Annotated in this window: 10 protein-coding genes; all 10 read right to left on the reverse strand. The window is 45.2% G+C overall.

The window, feature by feature from the left end:
• Window positions 1-27: 27 nt before the first annotated feature.
• Window positions 28-1,641 (reverse strand): extracellular solute-binding protein, encoded by a 1,614-nt coding sequence (locus tag AC1DOV_RS25640; RefSeq protein WP_477510865.1) that lies wholly within the window; start codon window positions 1,639-1,641, stop codon window positions 28-30.
• 79 nt (window positions 1,642-1,720) lie between these two features.
• The gene (locus AC1DOV_RS25645) at window positions 1,721-2,527 is read right to left on the reverse strand and encodes a carbohydrate ABC transporter permease (protein WP_477551345.1); all 807 of its coding nucleotides are present in this window, start codon (window positions 2,525-2,527) and stop codon (window positions 1,721-1,723) included.
• Window positions 2,528-2,627: 100 nt separating this feature from the next.
• Window positions 2,628-3,608: an ABC transporter permease gene (locus AC1DOV_RS25650; protein ID WP_477510866.1), complete on the reverse strand. Its 981-nt coding sequence runs from the start codon at window positions 3,606-3,608 to the stop codon at window positions 2,628-2,630.
• 1,170 nt (window positions 3,609-4,778) lie between these two features.
• Window positions 4,779-5,786, reverse strand: coding sequence for an ROK family protein (locus AC1DOV_RS25655; protein ID WP_441884982.1), 1,008 nt, complete (start codon window positions 5,784-5,786; stop codon window positions 4,779-4,781).
• Window positions 5,783-6,418, reverse strand: coding sequence for a D-sedoheptulose-7-phosphate isomerase (locus tag AC1DOV_RS25660; RefSeq protein WP_441884984.1), 636 nt, complete (start codon window positions 6,416-6,418; stop codon window positions 5,783-5,785). Before AC1DOV_RS25660 ends, AC1DOV_RS25655 begins: the two co-directional genes overlap by 4 nt.
• A gap of 50 nt (window positions 6,419-6,468) precedes the next feature.
• Window positions 6,469-11,574 carry an S-layer homology domain-containing protein gene (locus AC1DOV_RS25665; RefSeq protein ID WP_477551346.1) on the reverse strand — a complete coding sequence of 1,702 codons (5,106 nt, stop codon included), beginning with the start codon at window positions 11,572-11,574 and terminating at the stop codon, window positions 6,469-6,471.
• A gap of 102 nt (window positions 11,575-11,676) precedes the next feature.
• The gene (locus AC1DOV_RS25670; RefSeq protein ID WP_477551347.1) at window positions 11,677-12,735 is read right to left on the reverse strand and encodes a dienelactone hydrolase family protein; all 1,059 of its coding nucleotides are present in this window, start codon (window positions 12,733-12,735) and stop codon (window positions 11,677-11,679) included.
• A 13-nt stretch (window positions 12,736-12,748) separates the two neighbouring features.
• The gene (locus tag AC1DOV_RS25675; protein ID WP_477551348.1) at window positions 12,749-15,232 is read right to left on the reverse strand and encodes a glycoside hydrolase family 38 N-terminal domain-containing protein; all 2,484 of its coding nucleotides are present in this window, start codon (window positions 15,230-15,232) and stop codon (window positions 12,749-12,751) included.
• Between the two features lies 1 nt (window position 15,233).
• A complete protein-coding gene (locus tag AC1DOV_RS25680; RefSeq protein WP_441882563.1) occupies window positions 15,234-16,232 on the reverse strand; it encodes a zinc-binding dehydrogenase in 999 nt (332 codons plus the stop codon).
• Between the two features lie 31 nt (window positions 16,233-16,263).
• On the reverse strand, window positions 16,264-17,217 hold the full coding sequence (locus AC1DOV_RS25685) for a zinc-dependent alcohol dehydrogenase (RefSeq protein ID WP_441882565.1): 954 nt from the start codon (window positions 17,215-17,217) through the stop codon (window positions 16,264-16,266).
• Between the last annotated feature and the right edge of the window lie 5 nt (window positions 17,218-17,222).

A 17,222-nucleotide genomic window follows, 5' to 3' on the forward strand; every position in this document is an offset into this window, starting at 1 on the left:
GCGCAAATGCTTCGAATCTAAAAGAATCTAGAAGCTGGCTTTATTGTCTTCATACCACTTCTGGGCAATCTCTTCTGCTTTTTCACCACCAAGGCGTTTCCATTCCTTGCGAATCTGATCCAGTGCCCATTGACCTGTATATTTGTCTCCTTGGGTTACGGCATTAGCACGTGTTTCCCTAATGAAGGTATCCAGTGTTGAACGGATTTCATTAATTTCATCAAAGCTTGGCTGATATGGAATATCGCGGCGGAACTCATTTTTCAACGCAATATCGAGCGATTCCATATCAAGCTTAGCAATGCGCTGTGACAAATCATCGCTGGCCGCTTGAACAAGCAAATTCTCGGCTTTAAAACCGCTCTCGTCACGCAATACAGCGTATTCTCCTGCATAAATAACTTCTTTTGTAAATTTATCCGGATCAAGACGTTTCGCAACGTCACCTACCATTTCATGATGGACGCCTTCCTCTCCATTCACGAGTGTGAACCAGCCCTTCTCCAAAATCCAATCCAAATACTCCATAGCGGCCTTCGGATTCTTCATATCCTTATTGAAAGTGACATAAAATAGCGGCGAAGCCTCCTGATACGTACCATATTTGCCATGCGGAGTAGCAACCGCTTCCAATGGCTCAGGCTTGGCGTCCGGCACATTAATGAGTAGATCCTTCGTTATAATATCGGTATTACCGAGTCCCCATTGCCCCATATAGATTCCAGCTTTACCTGTTGTCCACAACTGGGTTGCACGCTGATTGTTGCTATCCGTTAAATATTCACGATCAACAAGTCCCAAATCATACAGCTGCTTCTCCAGTTCAATCGCTTCACCAAAACGGTCAAGGGTTGCACCATATACCATTTTCCCATCTTCCACATACCATTGATTGTTCATTGCCGCATATAGAGCAGAGTAAATATCGAATGTCGTATGACCGACTATTGGCGTGCTGTCTGGGTAGCGTTCTTTCATCGCTTTGGCTACAGCAACAAGCTCTTCCACTGTCGTCGGCCTCTCAAGCTTCAATTCGTCGAGCCAATCCTGTCTTATCCACATGCCATGGTTTACAATGCCGGTAATCGCACGTTTCGTCACTGCCGCATAAACTTCTCCATTGAAAGTAATATAGGGCAGCAAATCCGGATTTTCTTCCAAATATTTTTTGTAGGTCGTGCTGTATTTCTCAATATAATCACCGATCGGTTGAATAACTCCTTGGGTGACCAGCTTGCCAATATATGTCCGGTCATATTCCCACAGCAGGTCCGGCGCTTGTTTCGATGCAATCAATACGTTTAGCGCATCCTGTGCTTGGTTGCGCGGTACAGGTACGATCGTTACATCAATACCCGATTGCTCGCGAATCCATTTTACCCAGCGATTTTCTTCATAGGTACCCTCATCGCTTGACACTGCTCCTCTATCAAACGTGGAAATGCTGACCTTCTTAGGCATCCCATCATAGGGATCTTTCTCGCCTGTAGAGGACTCGTTGGCAGGTTTGTCAGTGGCCTTGTTCGTTGTATTCGTAGAACTGCTGTTTTCCCCACTGTTGGAACATGCCGTTGCCAAGAGCGCCATAATCATAATCAGCATAAGCAACATTTTTCCTTTTTGTATTCTCTTCTGTTTCATACTTGACCTCCTACAAAATAATTTTTTTATATCAAAATGTGCATTCTTGGCACCCTTGATATTCAGCTCAAGCCGTACATTATCCTTTAATTGAACCAAGCAGCACACCTTTAATAAAATGCTTTTGCAAAAATGGGTACACACACAGAATCGGCACGATAGCAAACACGACTGCTGCAGCCCGAATGCCTTCCGGCGTAATCGAGATTTGCGACACACCTTCACCGCTTCCACGCAGCAGTTCTGGACTTACCAAATCGATCATCTGGTACAGCTTCACCATCAATGACACTTTATCCGTACTTCGAATGTAGATTAAGACATTCATATAGGAATTCCACCAGCCCACGGCATAAAACAATGTTAATGCAGCGATGACCGGTTTGGAGAGAGGCAATATGATTCGCCATAAAATAGTGAAATCACCGGCACCGTCAATCGCAGCGGATTCTTCCATCTCGTCAGGCAGCCCTTCCAGAAACGACTTCATTACGAACATATTGTAAGCGCTTATAAGTGCTGGCAGCCAAAGTGCCCAATACGTATTGGTAAGTCCAATGCTATTGATAAGCAGAAAATTAGGAATTAATCCGCCGCTGAACAGCATCGTAAATAAAATAGCCATCAGCATGACATTTCTGCCTTTTAATCTCGCTTTAGAGAGCGGATAGGCAGCAATGATCGTAAAAATCATATTAAACGCGGTGCCGATGACCGTAATGATGATGGTGTTCTTCATCGCTACGATTAATTGGCCGTCTTTCAGCAGCTTTAGATAGGCTTCCACATTGAAATCAACCGGCCACATAAAAATTTCTGCCGCATTGATTGCCCTGCTGCTGCTGAATGAAACAGCAATCACGTTAATAAACGGAAACAACGCCATGTAAGCAAGCAGCGCCAGCAAGATGTAGTTAAGCCAGCGAAATATGACCGAAAAAACGCTTTGTTTTCCAAGCTTCAGGTTGCATCACTCCTTTCATCCCTTACCATAATCCTCGTTCTCCCAGCGCTTTTATAATCCGGTTAACCGAAACAATGAGGATGAGCGCAATTAGTGATTGGAACAAGCCTAATGCGGTAGTGTAACTGTACTGCAAGTTCACAATCCCCCTTGTATACACGAAGGTACTGATAACCTCGGCCACACTCGTTACTGCCGGATTCCTCAGTGCATATATCTGCTCGAAACCAACGTCCATCATTTTTCCTACTTGCAAAATAAGAAGAATCGCAATTGTACTGCGAATGCCTGGCAGTGTCACATGCCAGATCTGTCTTATTTTATTGGCGCCGTCAATTTTGGCCGCTTCATACAACGTCGGATCGATCGAGGCCATCGCAGCTAAGTAAAGAATCGTCCCAAATCCGGCTTCTTTCCAAATACCAGACACAATGAACGTCACCGGCCACCATAGCTTATCTGCCATAAAATAGATCGGCTCTATTCCAAACGCCTGCAATAAATAATTCACTATGCCTGTAGATGGCGATAACAGTGCAATAATGATGCTTCCGAGGACAATCCACGAAATAAAATGAGGAATGTACAGCAAGTTTTGCAATGTTCGTTTATACCACTCCACCCGAACTTCATTAAGCATGATCGCGAGCAGAATCGGAGCAGGAAACGCAAAGAGCAAGCTGTACAGGTTAAGCAGCAGCGTATTTTTTAATACGATATAAAACTCGCGACTGGCAAACAACTTCTCAAACTGCTGGAATCCTACCCAAGAGCTTCCCCAAATCCCATCGGATAATCGATAATTTTTGAAAGCAATGATTTCCCCAGCCATCGGTGCATATTTAAATAGCAATAAATAGATGGCTACTGGCACTAGCAGCATATAAAGAAATCGATTGCGTTTTAATTCCTTCCGCATGGATCTTATCCATCTCGAGCCTGCTCCTGCTTTCGGCATTTTAGGCATGGGAGCTAGATCCGCTGACTGCGAATGTTGCTTCAAAGTAATCCCCCTTTCTTTTGGCATGTTATCATTCTGTTCAGCAACGCCTTGCCAACTTAACGTAACATGTACAGCCGAATGCGGAAATCTCCACTTTTTGTGCTGCTATTCCTTCACTCTGAAAGCGCACCTTCCATTTTTGTGATGCTATCCCTTTTTCATTATCTATCGGCTGAAAACCCTTTATTTACTTGACATCTTGGGTTTTCAGCATGCAAATCCGAAGTTAGAGCGCCAAGTTAGATAGGCACAGTCCAGATACAAGAGGAGGGCAATTCGTGCCATAAAATGGTCGAGGAGCCTGTAACCATTTTGATTCTGTCGTCAACACTTATTAGGAAACGCTTACAATTGGTTGTTATTAAAACACCAAAACTAACTTGTCTGAGCTCCCGTAAGAACCTATTTGTTCTTACAGAGCCTGCCTGACCGCCTTAACGCATCCGAATGATCGTTATAAGCACATATGGGTTCTTACTGCTCCAAAACTAACTTGTCTGAGCTCCCGTAAAAACCTATAGGTTCTTACAAAGCCCGCCTGACCGACAATCTGCATCCGAATGGTCACTGTAAGCGCATATGTGTTCTTACAACTCCAAAACTAACTTGTCTGAGCTCCTGTAAGTACCTATAGGTTCTTACAAAGCCGGCCTACAGTCTGCATCCGAATGGTCACTGTAAGCGCATATGTGTTCTTACTGCTCCAAAACTAGCTTGTCTGAGCTACTGTAAGAATCTATTGGTTCTTTCAGAGCCCGCCTGACCGCCTTAACGCATCCGAATGATAGCTGTAAGCACATATGGGTTCTTACAGCTCCAAAACTAACTTGTCTGAGCTCCTGTAAGAACCTATTTGTTCTTACACAGCCAGCCTGATCGACTGCCCACAACCGAAAGATTGCTGTAAGCACATATGGGTTCTTACTGCTCCAAAACTAGCTTGTCTGAGCTCCTGTAAGAACCTATTTGTTCTTACAAAGTTAAACCATACAGACTGCGGTTCGTCCCTATGGATATCAACCTTGATGTGCTTAGTGGCTGGTTAATCCAAGTTGTCATATTAACTAAGTCTCCCTAATAATAAAAAAAGATCACCCGTATTGGTGATCTTTTTGTTTCAACTATAAACGTTGCCCACATTTTATGATTTGAATAATTCGCTCTTATTTATTAATCCTTTCTAATTGCATCAAGCTGAGACTGGCTCATGTGCAAGTCTCTAGCAACAGACAAAGCTGCATAATCTCCGACTTCTTCTCCAAGACCGGCAGGAACGATCTCGCAAATCGCTAAGGAATTCGGTAGAGCCTCCATCTGGAGCGCTTCCAGCATATAGGGTTCGATAAGCTGTCTTTGTCTTCCATAGATGCTCCCGATGATAACTTTTTGCGGATTAATAATATCAATGAGGATAGCTACTCCGCGTCCCAGATGACGTCCGACGTCTTGGAAAATACGGAGTGCCCATGGATCGCCTTTTAAAGCCGCTTCTGCTACATCTCTAGCAGAGATCTCATCGATGGAATCAGATGGATGATAGAAGGATGGGAATTCTCCACCGCTATCCATTCGTCCTGTCACTAAGGATTGAGCAGCACGGGCTATGCCTCCCCCACTGCAGAAGCCCTCAAAAGATCCTGCTTTGTTATATCCGATCGGTCCTTCATTCTCCAGTCGAATATGTCCCACTTCGCCCGCATTGTCATTCGTTCCTGAATATAAACGTCCATCCAGAATAAGTCCTGCTCCCATTCCAGTCCCGAAGGTAAGGAAGATCATATTGCGGGTTCCTCGGCCTGCACCCCATTGCCATTCGGCGAGGGCACATGCGTTGGCATCATTTTGCAATCCGACCGGTACATTAAAGTAATGCTCAATCGGACTAATGACGTCGACTTTATTCCAATGTGACAAATTAGGGGGAGATAGAATAAGCCCATATTGGCTATTTAGAGGTCCACCACAGCTGATACCTATCGCTTTTAATTGTTGTCTATCACCCGGATATTTTAAGAACAAAAGGGTTAATTCATCAATCATTTGTTGGATGGTCTCTTCTGGCGTAGGCGCAGTCAAAACGTATGCTTTATCGATAATTTGTATTTGATTTTCCGATAATCGTCCGATTGTGACCGCGCATTTGGTTCCGCCAATATCAATTCCAGCATAAGTGATCATCCTCCAAAAAACACCTCCTCAAGCATGATGCACAAGGTATGATAGATAGGAAGATGCCGCTCTTGAACATCCGGTGTTTCGTAATAGGGGACTGTGATCGTAACATCACATAGCACCTTCATCTTACCTCCCGATTTCCCTGTTAACCCAACGGTTTTCATTCCCTTTGCTTTAGCGATTTGAAGGGCACGAATGATGTTGCGAGAGTTCCCTGAAGTGCTAAGGCTTAGAAAGACATCCCCTTCATTGCCATAGCCGTATACCTGCTGTGCGAAAACCATATCGGAATCTACGTCATTAGCGTAAGCTGTCATAAAAGCACTCTGACTTACTAACGAAATGGCGGGTAAAGCACCTTGCAATCCATTACAAATCTCGTCAGCCTCTTCTGGAAATAACTGCGTAAACTGATGCCGGAAGGTTTCGGGAACCGAACGTGTTAGCATGAAACTTTTCATCAATTCCCCCACAATATGCTCGCTATCGGCTGCGCTTCCACCGTTTCCGGCAACCAGCACTTTTCCATTATGACGATAACAGGTTTCCAAGAGGCTAAAGGATTGCTGGATTTCAGGAAGACATTCCTTCAAATCCGGATACTTGGCATAGAGAGCTTGTAGATGACGATTCATGCATGATTTCCTTTCAAGAAGCAATTTCGATTACATTGTCCTTCACTTCATTAAGACTTATTAATTTGATTAATCATAATAAGAATGAACTGTGCTGCCTCTGCTCTCGTAGCATTAGCTCGCGGATGGAACATATTATCCCCTTTTCCCTGTACGAGGGCCGCTTCATTCATTGCTGCCACAGAAGGCATTGCCCATACAGGTATGTCCTTGGCATCGGCAAACTCGACATTCATGCTTGTATCTTTATTCAGTCCAAGTGCTCTTGCGACTAGTACGGCCATCTCTGCACGTGTGATAAGCGCATTAGGAGCAAATGAATCAAGACTGATACCAGAAACAATGCCAGCCTTCACAGCTGCTTGCACGTTTGCTGCATACCATGCATCCTCCTTCACATCCTTAAACAGCTGCACTTCCTCAGATGCTTCGAGGTTTAAAGCACGAACTAAGAGAGATACAAATTCCGCTCGAGTTGTATCGCCTGCAGGCTTGAACATGGAATCATTCACGCCGTTCACAATATGCTTTGCCGACAATACTTGGATCGTTCTTGTAGCCCAATGAGTAGTGAGCAAATCGCTAAACGTCTTGTTATATTCCAAAACTGCATATTTGCTCAAATGCCGAAGTTTGACAGTCAATGTTTTGGCACTGCTGTTCACTTTACCACCCACATATTCCCAAACCTTAGTCAACTCGTTATAGTAATAAATACCGAGAAGCTCTTCATCAACCCCATCGGCATCATAAGGTAAAGTAATCTCTACACCGTCTTTTCCCCCTTTAACTTCGACCACGCTGCCGTCTGTCTTTTTTAACTTCATACTAATTTCATACACTTGACCTGCAATTGTTATTTGTGCAGTTGCACTTTGAGAGGCTGACCGATTGTCACCCGCTTCGCTCACTGGCTTAATCTGCGCTTCAATTGCTGCCCCTGCCTCATTGCCGATCTGTCCTCTCCAAGCATTGAGCAGTTCTCGATCTACATTTACGATTACCGAACCCGCCACTACGGATAAAGGATGATCTCCAATTTGCGCTAATGGAATCGATACGACGGATTGGTCATTGCTTAGCTTTACTATCGCTTTACCATTTTCCACTGACACTATGCTCCTAGCCATATTTCCATTGCTTCCGCCAGAACCATTATTACCTCCATTGCTGCTGTCTGTAGAAAAGTCTAATTGATCTAAATATTTGATTTGCCCTTTGGGTTCATTCCCATTAAAGCTCTGAATCCAATTAGGGTCCGTTATAATCCAAAGCTTACCATCCCTAATTCCCCAAGGCTTGCCATCCGCTGAGCTATAAAGCACTTGTGTCGTACTAGTCGCATTCGAATTAAGTACCTGTACCTTTGTTCCATTCTCTAATACCGTAAATTCGTTCGTAAAATAGGAATCAATCTCTGGTAACGCCCCCAGGTTTTTGCGATAGCCCATATACACGGTATTTCGTTTGCCAGCCTTTAGGCTTCCCTGAGCCAATAAAGCTTCACCGTAGATGGTCGTAGCTGGATCGTCCTCCAAGCTGACGACTAGGACTTTCGTGGCTATATTAGGATCAAAAGTAGGCACAACCCATTTATTATCGAAGGTTTGAAGCGTTGCTCCGCCTCGATAATCATTACCTGGGAGTACAACATTACGTCTATTCAACATCCACCAAGTCTCGCCGGCAGGATATACGTAATAGACCTCAGGTCGATAGGTTTCAATATGTGCTAGAGAATCAGGAGCCAGAATCGCATCCTTGTATTCTTTCAGCCAATCGAACTGAATCGGTTTAGCGGTATAATAACCATAAGCTTCCTGGCATGATGTGAAATAATCACAATTAAATAAGAAATCATATATCCCTTTGCTCCCCGCCTCCAGGAGCCTATCAAAATGATTAAACATCGTTTCTTTGTCTGGATATCCCTTTTCGCCGGATTGATATTTTCGGTCCATATTTTCATCCAGCTGCGTTTCCGTCGTCAAAAACCATAAGGTTTGTGCAGATTGTTCGATTTGAGAATAGGTATAACCCGATCTTTCTCTAATTAGATATTCATTATCGCCGTAGATCTCGCCTCCAACGCCAGCAAACCCTCCAGTCTGCTTATCATTAATAAAGTATTTCCTTGTAGTTCCAGAAAGCTTAAATACAACGGGTACATCAACGACATTTGTAATCGCATCTGAAAACCTCATGAGATAGTCGTTATAGGAACCCTCTCTGAAATCGACAAAATCATCCCATAAAACGCCGCGATAAGCATCCGCTGCATACGTAGAACCTGGATTTCCCTTGTCTACCAAATACAATTGGTTGTTCCAAGCAGCCGATCCTTCTCCCCGTACAATGGGCACTAAACGCGCCGCTGTTTCATAAGATTCAACAGGACTGCTCATTTTCCAAGCCTCATTTAAGGCATCCAATGTGTTATATTTCTGTTTTAACCAATCTACAAATTGTGAACTATAGATGGGGGAGTCAAACAGATAACCTTCATCTCCGTTGTATATTCCTGATTCGTTCGTAACAGGATCAACAAACAGTCTGAAATTGGGACCCCAGGTGACCTTGCTAAGCGTGTCTACCATACTATTAATAATCAAATCTCCTGCATCCCAAATATTCCTTAAAGTATGGCCAGAGTACTTAACCTTAGGTGTAAAATAAACGGTATAGGCCGTTTGGTTCGCACTCGGAAGAACAACATTTGCATGCAGCTCGAGCGTAGCTGAATCCACTTTGCGAATATTCTCTTCACCGGATTGAATAACCTCGCCTGTCGTCGGATTCATGACCACATACAGCGCCGACATCGCATCCACATAACCTGAAATTTGAAACGTGGGTACCGTTAAGGTGACTTCTCCGCTATCCACGATATTCTCTTTCTTCAGCACGCCCGCTCCTTCATAGGCTCTCGGCATATAAGCGGAAAGGGTCAACCCTTGGGCTCCTTGTACCTGCAGGCCATAAGTAAAGCCTTCCTGGTCTAAGTAATCCAGCATTTTTTGCCATGCCCATGCCGGAACCTCCATGACAGCCGTATTGATATACATATCCATTGCCCCATGTGCCTTCATATATTGCAGTACTTCAACATCCTTATCCCAATTTGCTTTATTGATTGCAGGATCTGTTTTGGAGTAAAAGAGCAAATAATCCGAAGTAAACATACCACCGATCGGTACGAATGGTTTACCATCCCAAATCATCGTATGCGACTGGTTAGCATACCAGAAATGAGATTGTCCCAGCTTTTCATCGGTAAAAGTACCGTGTGTTAATGGCTTGTAGTCCGTATTGGACGCAGCGACTGTCACTTCAACTTGCCCCGCTGTTTCCTGCTCTGCTTGCAATTTGTGGAGACCCCATGCCACAGTATAGCTGTCAGCAGGCACTCCTTCAGGCAGTGTAAAACTAAACGATGCCTGAGCTTCCACATTAGCTTGGAGCTCGGAAGTATTCACAGCTGCAATCTCGGCAACATACCAAAGCACATCGCCCTTATAAAGGCTTAAATATCCCGTCGTATCAAAATCTACGGCTTGATTCAAAGCATACGTTACATTTCCTGCATAGGATCTAGGGCTGGCTTGGTTCGGCTGAACCTGCAGATTAGCTATCGTTGCCTTTAGCATCGGCACCGCAGCATTCGTTTCTTCTTGTTCAATATTCAAATGGCCTACTTTAACCGATTTCTCGCCATTAACTGCATTATCGTAAGAAATATCTACAATGCCGGTACGGATTTCGTTTTTTCCTTTTGGAGCATTAAACGGAACCGTTAATTGAATCGTTTCCGTATGCTCCTCACCAGCCGTCCAAGATGTTTTATTAAACTCTTTAACCGCCCTTGATACAACTTCCCCCTCATATACTAATTCAACGAAGAAGCTAAGGCTTGCATTGACTGGGGCAATGGCTTTATTCGTAACCGTAACGCCTACTTGCTCTTCTCGATTCACCAACGATTTATCTAACGCGCCTGTTACGTATTCATATTTAACGGCTGCCTTATCAAAAGGTTTGCTTAATCCATTCGGCTGCCACCCCCAAAGGGCAGGCACAACGGCGATTGCATCGATGCCATGATTATACAAACCGTCGCTTGCTCCTTGTCTTGGCGTATTCGTTAAAAACGTGAAGTCATGCTGTCCTTGGCTCAGATCCGCGCTGCTTAATTTGTGCCAATAGAAAGGCATGCCCTCAGCAACAAAGATGGAGCCGTCTGTCACAACAGGCGGGGTTGTATAGGAGCCCTCGTCCAGCTTCCAGTTCCAAGGAGACATCCAAATGCTCAGCCCCGTAGCTAACGCCCAGATATCATAGCTTCCTGTTTCTGGTATATCCACTTGATACTGCGCAGTTGCCGAGGTACCTGGTGTATTGGTTTGCAGCAAGAGATAAGTGCTTCCGCTTGCCTGTGACTCAGCCGCTCCATGATAACCCCCTTGTGCAGAATGAGCGTTTTCTCCTTCCATCCATAAATAATTTTCTTCGTCTGACGGTTCAGGTACAATGGGAGCCGTTGGTTTACTCAGACCATCCGGCTGCCATTCCCAATCAACAGGTACGACGGCGATCGCATCGATGCCTTGATTATATAGACTATCGTTCGCCCCCTGCCGAGGAGCGTTTGTTAAAAATGCTAGGTTGTGCTGCCCCTGAGTCAGCTCGGTGCTATCTAGTTGATGCCAATAAAAGGGCATCCCCTCCGAAGCGAAGACAGCTCCCTCCGTGACAACGGGAGGTGAATGATATATGCCTTCGTCCAGCTTCCAGCTATAAGCGGACATCCAAAGACTCATACCTGTCGCCAGCACCCATATATCGTAGCTTCCGGTTTCTGGTATATCGACTTGATACTCCGCAGTCGCTGATGTATCGGGCGTATTCGTATGCAAGGCGAGGTATTTCCCTCCGCTTGCCTGCGATTCATCATTCCGATAATAACCCCCTGGAGAAACAGATAAATAATCTTCCCCTTCTGTCCACAAGTAAGCATCCGCCCCTGAAGAAGTATCCCTTAAAGTACTTTCGTTTGAAGCTGCGCCATTCGATATGACCGGTAAGCTTGAAAATAATAAGAGAAAGACAATCGTCCATGTCATCCCCTTTTTAAAAGCCTTAAACCTCTTGCTCCTCATGATTAAAACCCCTCTCCTTTTATTAAAGCGCTTTCATTAACCATGATATGATTTCAGCCCCATACGGTAAATGGAGGATTCGAAAGTTGCAGGGGGAATATTTCACATTCGGACCGCTTGGCAAAACCACTCCATTGCTCTATCGTTTATATCCAGCTCATGAGCTCCATCAACTACTTCTCTCGACAATCGATGCATGATATTCAGCTGCCCATAAGGCACGGCTAGTTTATCAAGCTCTTTAAGCGCATGTGCATAGTGGAACAGTTCATCCTTTTTACCCACCTCAATATGCAGAAATCGCGGACAAATTAATCCTGCTATTTCTGCGTCTAGAAACTTATTGCCAGCATTAAACCAAGTAAAATCAGACCAATCATACCTAAAGCGATCGTTGAAAAAGCAGGATGAATACGCCGCCTTAATACGAGTATCCGCTGCTGCTGTAAAGAGGGTATAAAACCCGCCATAGGATAAACCAATCATACCGACTTGGTCAGCGGCGATATCATTCCGTGATAATAAATAATCCAAGCTCCGCTGAATTTTATAGATTTCCACCGCAGCAATAGAGCTGCCCACCTGCTTTAATTGTCTATCGATAGACGCCCTGTCATACGGAGGACCGTATTCCCCTTCCTTCCAGAGCAGAAGCTGTGGCGCAAATACAGCGATGTTCCTTTGAAGTACTCTTCGCGTCATATCATGATAGTTCGTGGGACCATAGAAACTGGAACATAATTCCGGCGTGCCTTCTCCTCCATGCTGTGAAATCACGAGAGGAAAAGGCCCCTCCGTCAGTGGCAGGAATAACAGGCCGTACGTCGTCAGACCATATTCCCCTTCAACCATAACCCTGTAAATTTTGCTTAAACGATCTTGGGCAACCCATTCAACTCGAGCATTAGGTATTGATGAATCTAGCGCTGGATCACTCAGCGGCCATCCTAACATCGCTTTGAATTTCTCACGATAGGGTTCTAGTCCCGCTTCGTACGTATCTATCGATGAGGTATCCGGGCGGAAGAACTCCGCCCGATTCTGATTCCCAGTTGCACGCATTCGCTTGATGAGATGATCGAATTCGATCTTTTGTTTCTCACGATACCAGTTTCCGATATCTGGATCTTCTCCATATAAGTCGTTCTTAGAACCGCTCATTCCATCACAGCTCCTATTCTTCTGACTCCATCATGCTTCCTTCTGACAGTATTTTGTCTGTCACGTTTAATTTGAACGTTTTAATTTCAAACTTTCCTAGTGTGATTACCTGCTTCATATTCAATGAAGGAATGTGAAGCTCTGTCGTTCTGCTTTGGCCCGTCGGTTCAAACAAACGAATGATATAATCCTCGGATCGTTCCGCTTTCTTGAATGTCGTTACTAGAATGCTCGAATCACTCAGGATCAGAGATGACTCTGGTCGTTGTCCGGTTCCAGGAGGGAAGAAGGAGAGCGCAAATGGCTTTTCGTTAACCGTAAGCGCGTCGCGATCCACAGTCGTCAGAAGCTCTGAAGCTTTTCCCGCGTTAAACCAGAAACGGTACACTCTTTCTCCTTGGTCGATTCGATTGGAATAACGATCCTGCGGCATGATCGTTCGATCATGAATCGGATGCCCTGTGTAGCCTGGAGAGCGAAGCAACGAAAGACGCATCTCCCCATTGGCATAATCAGAACCGTACGTTCCATCATTCATTTCGATCATCACAAAATCATTTTCTTGATCATGGACAGCTGTCCATTTTTGGGCGACAACCTCTTTACCATCTGAAGGCAGATCATCCATACCATACGCCACTTGACCCTGATATTTTGCTTGCTCATAAGGGGTCGGAACGGAAAGCTTCAGCATTTTGCTTTTCTCGTTCCAATGCACGCGGAGCTGCACTTCAATAAGAGTACCGCTCTTAGGCAATTTATAGGTTTGCACGACAAAAGAATCATGATAGTGAAAGATAGCTTCTATGACTGTCCTCACTTCTCCGTCTTCAATAACACGCACAGACTCCAGCATCTGCTCCGTCACCCCAGAGAACTGTGTCCCTTCACTCGCGGACATTAATGCAAACACGCCTGCCACTTGGCGAAAGCTTTGTACGTTCATTCCCCAAGCATCATCATCGTCTTCGATAACTAAGGGCATGAATGCTCCAGGTTTTACCGCATCAATTCCATGCACCCGATAACGATCTATTAATCCGGTTTTACAGTTAACAATCACCTCCATTTCTTCGTTTTGAAACGTTATGCGATGATTGTGAGTTTTAAGTTCCAGCTCGGGTTTTCTCGGTAAAACTTCCAATTGAACATCAAAACGATTCATTTGGCCTGGAGCGAGAACGGCCTGAAATACGGTACGTTTACGCCAATCCAAATTAAGGTTGCTCTGCTCCTTTTCCGCCTGTGATGGAAGACGAACTCCCTCTTGATAGACAACAGGAAGTGAGAACTCATCGTTCCAGTTCTGATCGGATAATTGAAACTCGCATTCCACGATGGTTGAGATAGGGTACGGGTGCGGATTATAAACCAAAATAGGAATCTCGCCTTCATCCGCTTTGCGTTGTCCCTTGGCAAGCGCAAAGAAGGTTTTGGCTTTCAATCGAGAAATGATTTCGAGTCCATGATCAACTAAACGCAAGGAAGCCTCCTCTACGGGTTGAATAGAAGAACCCGGAAGCACATCATGGAATTCCGTGACCATGAGATCACATAAAGCTTCATGAATGTCATCATAGGGATAGCTCGTTAGACTCAGAAGAGCAGCGTGCGAAGCCATCTTTTCCAACATATAAATTTCATTTTCCAACAGCCGGTGCTTTTGTTTAATCCGGATTTGTGAAGTGTAGCATCCAACCGCCCATGGATTAATATCCGATTTATGATGAAGAAGCTCTATACCACTCTCTTTTAATTCTTGGAAATAAGCTTCCGGGGTGGAATGCAGGATTTGAGTATCCTGGCTGGATGAAATCAACTCCTGCAGTTGAACGAGATCCAATCTGGATGGCCCTCCGCCATGATTGCCAATTCCCCAGAGTAAGGAAGCAACAGGGTTATGCTGTTTTTTCTCCAGCCACTCCTTCACTTTATGATCGGCCTGACCTTTGGGGGAATTGTACATCTCAAGCGCACGATGCCCAATAATCTCTGAACCATCATAGCCAGTCCAAATGAAATCCTCTCCAGGCAGCTCACAGTTAACCGGATCAGGACGACAAAATAGGTAGGAATCGAAGCCCGATTTTTTCATAATTTGTACAAGTCCCCGCGTATGTCCAAACGGATCGAAATTAATTGCGGTCGTGGGGTAGGAATCGAATTTTTCTTTGAAATAGAGTCGACCGAGGAGCATCTGGCGAACAAAAGATTCACCTGATGGCATATTACAATCTGGCTGCAAGTACCACCCGCCCATGATATGCCATTTCCCCTCCCGAACAAGCTTCTGAATACGCACGAATAACTCGGGCTCGTACTCCTCTACCCATTTGTACAGCGTAACCTCGTTATGGTTGAAAATAAATCCATCAAAGATCTCACACAGTTCAGCGGCAACTCGGAAGGTAGAAATAGCCTCTGCGGCTCCCTCCTCCCACTCCCAAAGCCATACCGGGTCCAGATGGGCATTGCAGATGAGATGAAAATTTTGCATGTTAAAGCCCCCTATCCCAGTTCAAAACCACACCCAGACAGGGTTTATTTTTATCCAAAATTAGTTTCCATGCCTCTGTAGCTTGCTCCGCTGGAAACTGATGCGTGATGAGTGTTTCTGTCTGCAGCCAGCCTTCTTCTATTCCACGAATCGTTGCATTCATTCTTTCGTTATCCCATCCCGAAGGATTGTGAAGAGTAACTTCTTTCTCCCGCAGAGATTGGATATCAATTCTGCCATCCGTCCCTAGGAACCCGGCGGAGACCAGATGTCCGTTATGACGCAAGTAGGGAAGACATTCATAAACCGCGGCGAGCGAGCCTACCGTATCCACAATAATGGAAAGATCGGCATGCAGTGAAGAAAGCTGCCCGCTTACGTCGTTCTTGGACGTATTAATCGCGAGTGCCTCATCCGGGAGAAGCGCTAACCGCTCCTCATGTCGGCCCAGCACGGCAACCTTAGCCCCCCGGTGAATTAAGGTTTGAGCTGCCCACTGGCCGACAAGACCGTCGCCAATAACGACGGCCTGATCCCCTTCCTTCACCGGTGGCCGAGAGCCGCAATTATAGCCAACTTGTGTAAGCACAAGCCCGGCAAACGCCACAGGGCTCATCCCGTCTGGAATTTTCCATACTTGGTTAACGTCCGTTACCGCTGGGCTGACATGGCCTCCTTCACTAAATGCCATTCCCTTTACTTTGCTTACCGTGGCAAATACGCGCTCACCTGCTTGAAACCCCTCTACCTGATCACCCAACGCTCTAATTTTACCGACCTTTTGATAGCCGTTGATCTGTGGAAATGGCAAAGCATCACCCTCAAGGTATGGGACTTCTCCCGCGATTCGTTCGCCCTTTAGGAAGGAAGATTCCGTTCCAATACTAATCCAAGAATGCTCCACGTCGATGACGATATCACGACTCCCTAGCTCAGGAACGGTTACCTCTTGATATTCAACCTTGCCTTTATCAACGAATACAACACCATAGCCTTTCATTGCCAGATCCCCTCCGCCTTGTATATTGGACTTAAATATCGAAATCGGTTTGTGGATAAAAATATACCTTAATCGCTTCCTGCTTATTTAATAAATCAACGGCTTCCTGATACCGATCAAACGTATAATGATGAGTTTGCAAACATTCCATGTTTAATTTCTTATTTCCCACCAGGTCGATTAGCAGCTCATGATCCCTTGGACCAACATTGCGGTATTTATAAGATTCCAGCTTCATTCCCTTGTACCACAGATGCTCCGGATACTTCACTTCTCCGCGAAGAACACCAAATATAACGATATGTTCATCTACGTACTCAATCAGATTTTGCACAGAAGCGGCCGCCCCGACACAATCGTAGCCTAAATCGAATTGTTGACCCTGCAGCTCATCGACAAGGCAAGTCTCGCCAAGTCCAAGCTCTCGAACCTGTCGTACTCGCGTTTCATTAATATCTACTCCGATAACACGTGAAGCCCCCCATAGGCGCGCCACCTGAATGGCCAGCATTCCCGCAGGTCCTAGACCGGACACGACGATAGATTTGCCCCGCAGATCGCCAAATTGCATGATTCCAATTACTACACATTTCAATAGTTCAAGCGATACTGCTTGTTTATCAGAGATATGATCTGGCAGTTTGATGAGCTCCTCTTCACGGAAGCATAAATACTGCGCATAAGCCCCGTTACCATCCAAATGCTCAAGGGCAGCCACACGGTCCCCCACATTCAGCGTACGCACGCTTTTTCCCACCGATTTGACTACGCCAGCCAGCTCATGTCCCGGAAACCCCGGGGGTAATGGGTAATTGGGAGATTCATTATAATTAAACATATTGCGGCCAGCCAGCATATTCATATCCCAGCGAGGACAAGTTGACACCAGTCTTATCTCTACCAATACCTGATCATCAAAAGGTACCGGAATTTCATGTTCTAAGATGGTATACGTATTCGCTCCTGTAATTTGCAAAGCTTTCATAAGAC

The sequence above is a fragment of the Paenibacillus sp. 01T47 genome (assembly GCF_056398245.1).

Coding starts and splice junctions, on each gene's coding strand:
- AC1DOV_RS25640 (WP_477510865.1), bottom strand. CDS start 1,641: ATGAAACAGAAGAGAATACAAAAAGGAAAAATGTTGCTTATGCTGATT.
- AC1DOV_RS25645 (WP_477551345.1), bottom strand. CDS start 2,527: ATGGCGTTGTTTCCGTTTATTAACGTGATTGCTGTTTCATTCAGCAGC.
- AC1DOV_RS25655 (WP_441884982.1), bottom strand. CDS start 5,786: ATGATCACTTATGCTGGAATTGATATTGGCGGAACCAAATGCGCGGTC.
- AC1DOV_RS25660 (WP_441884984.1), bottom strand. CDS start 6,418: ATGAATCGTCATCTACAAGCTCTCTATGCCAAGTATCCGGATTTGAAG.
- AC1DOV_RS25665 (WP_477551346.1), bottom strand. CDS start 11,574: ATGAGGAGCAAGAGGTTTAAGGCTTTTAAAAAGGGGATGACATGGACG.
- AC1DOV_RS25670 (WP_477551347.1), bottom strand. CDS start 12,735: ATGAGCGGTTCTAAGAACGACTTATATGGAGAAGATCCAGATATCGGA.
- AC1DOV_RS25675 (WP_477551348.1), bottom strand. CDS start 15,232: ATGCAAAATTTTCATCTCATCTGCAATGCCCATCTGGACCCGGTATGG.
- AC1DOV_RS25680 (WP_441882563.1), bottom strand. CDS start 16,232: ATGAAAGGCTATGGTGTTGTATTCGTTGATAAAGGCAAGGTTGAATAT.
- AC1DOV_RS25685 (WP_441882565.1), bottom strand. CDS start 17,217: ATGAAAGCTTTGCAAATTACAGGAGCGAATACGTATACCATCTTAGAA.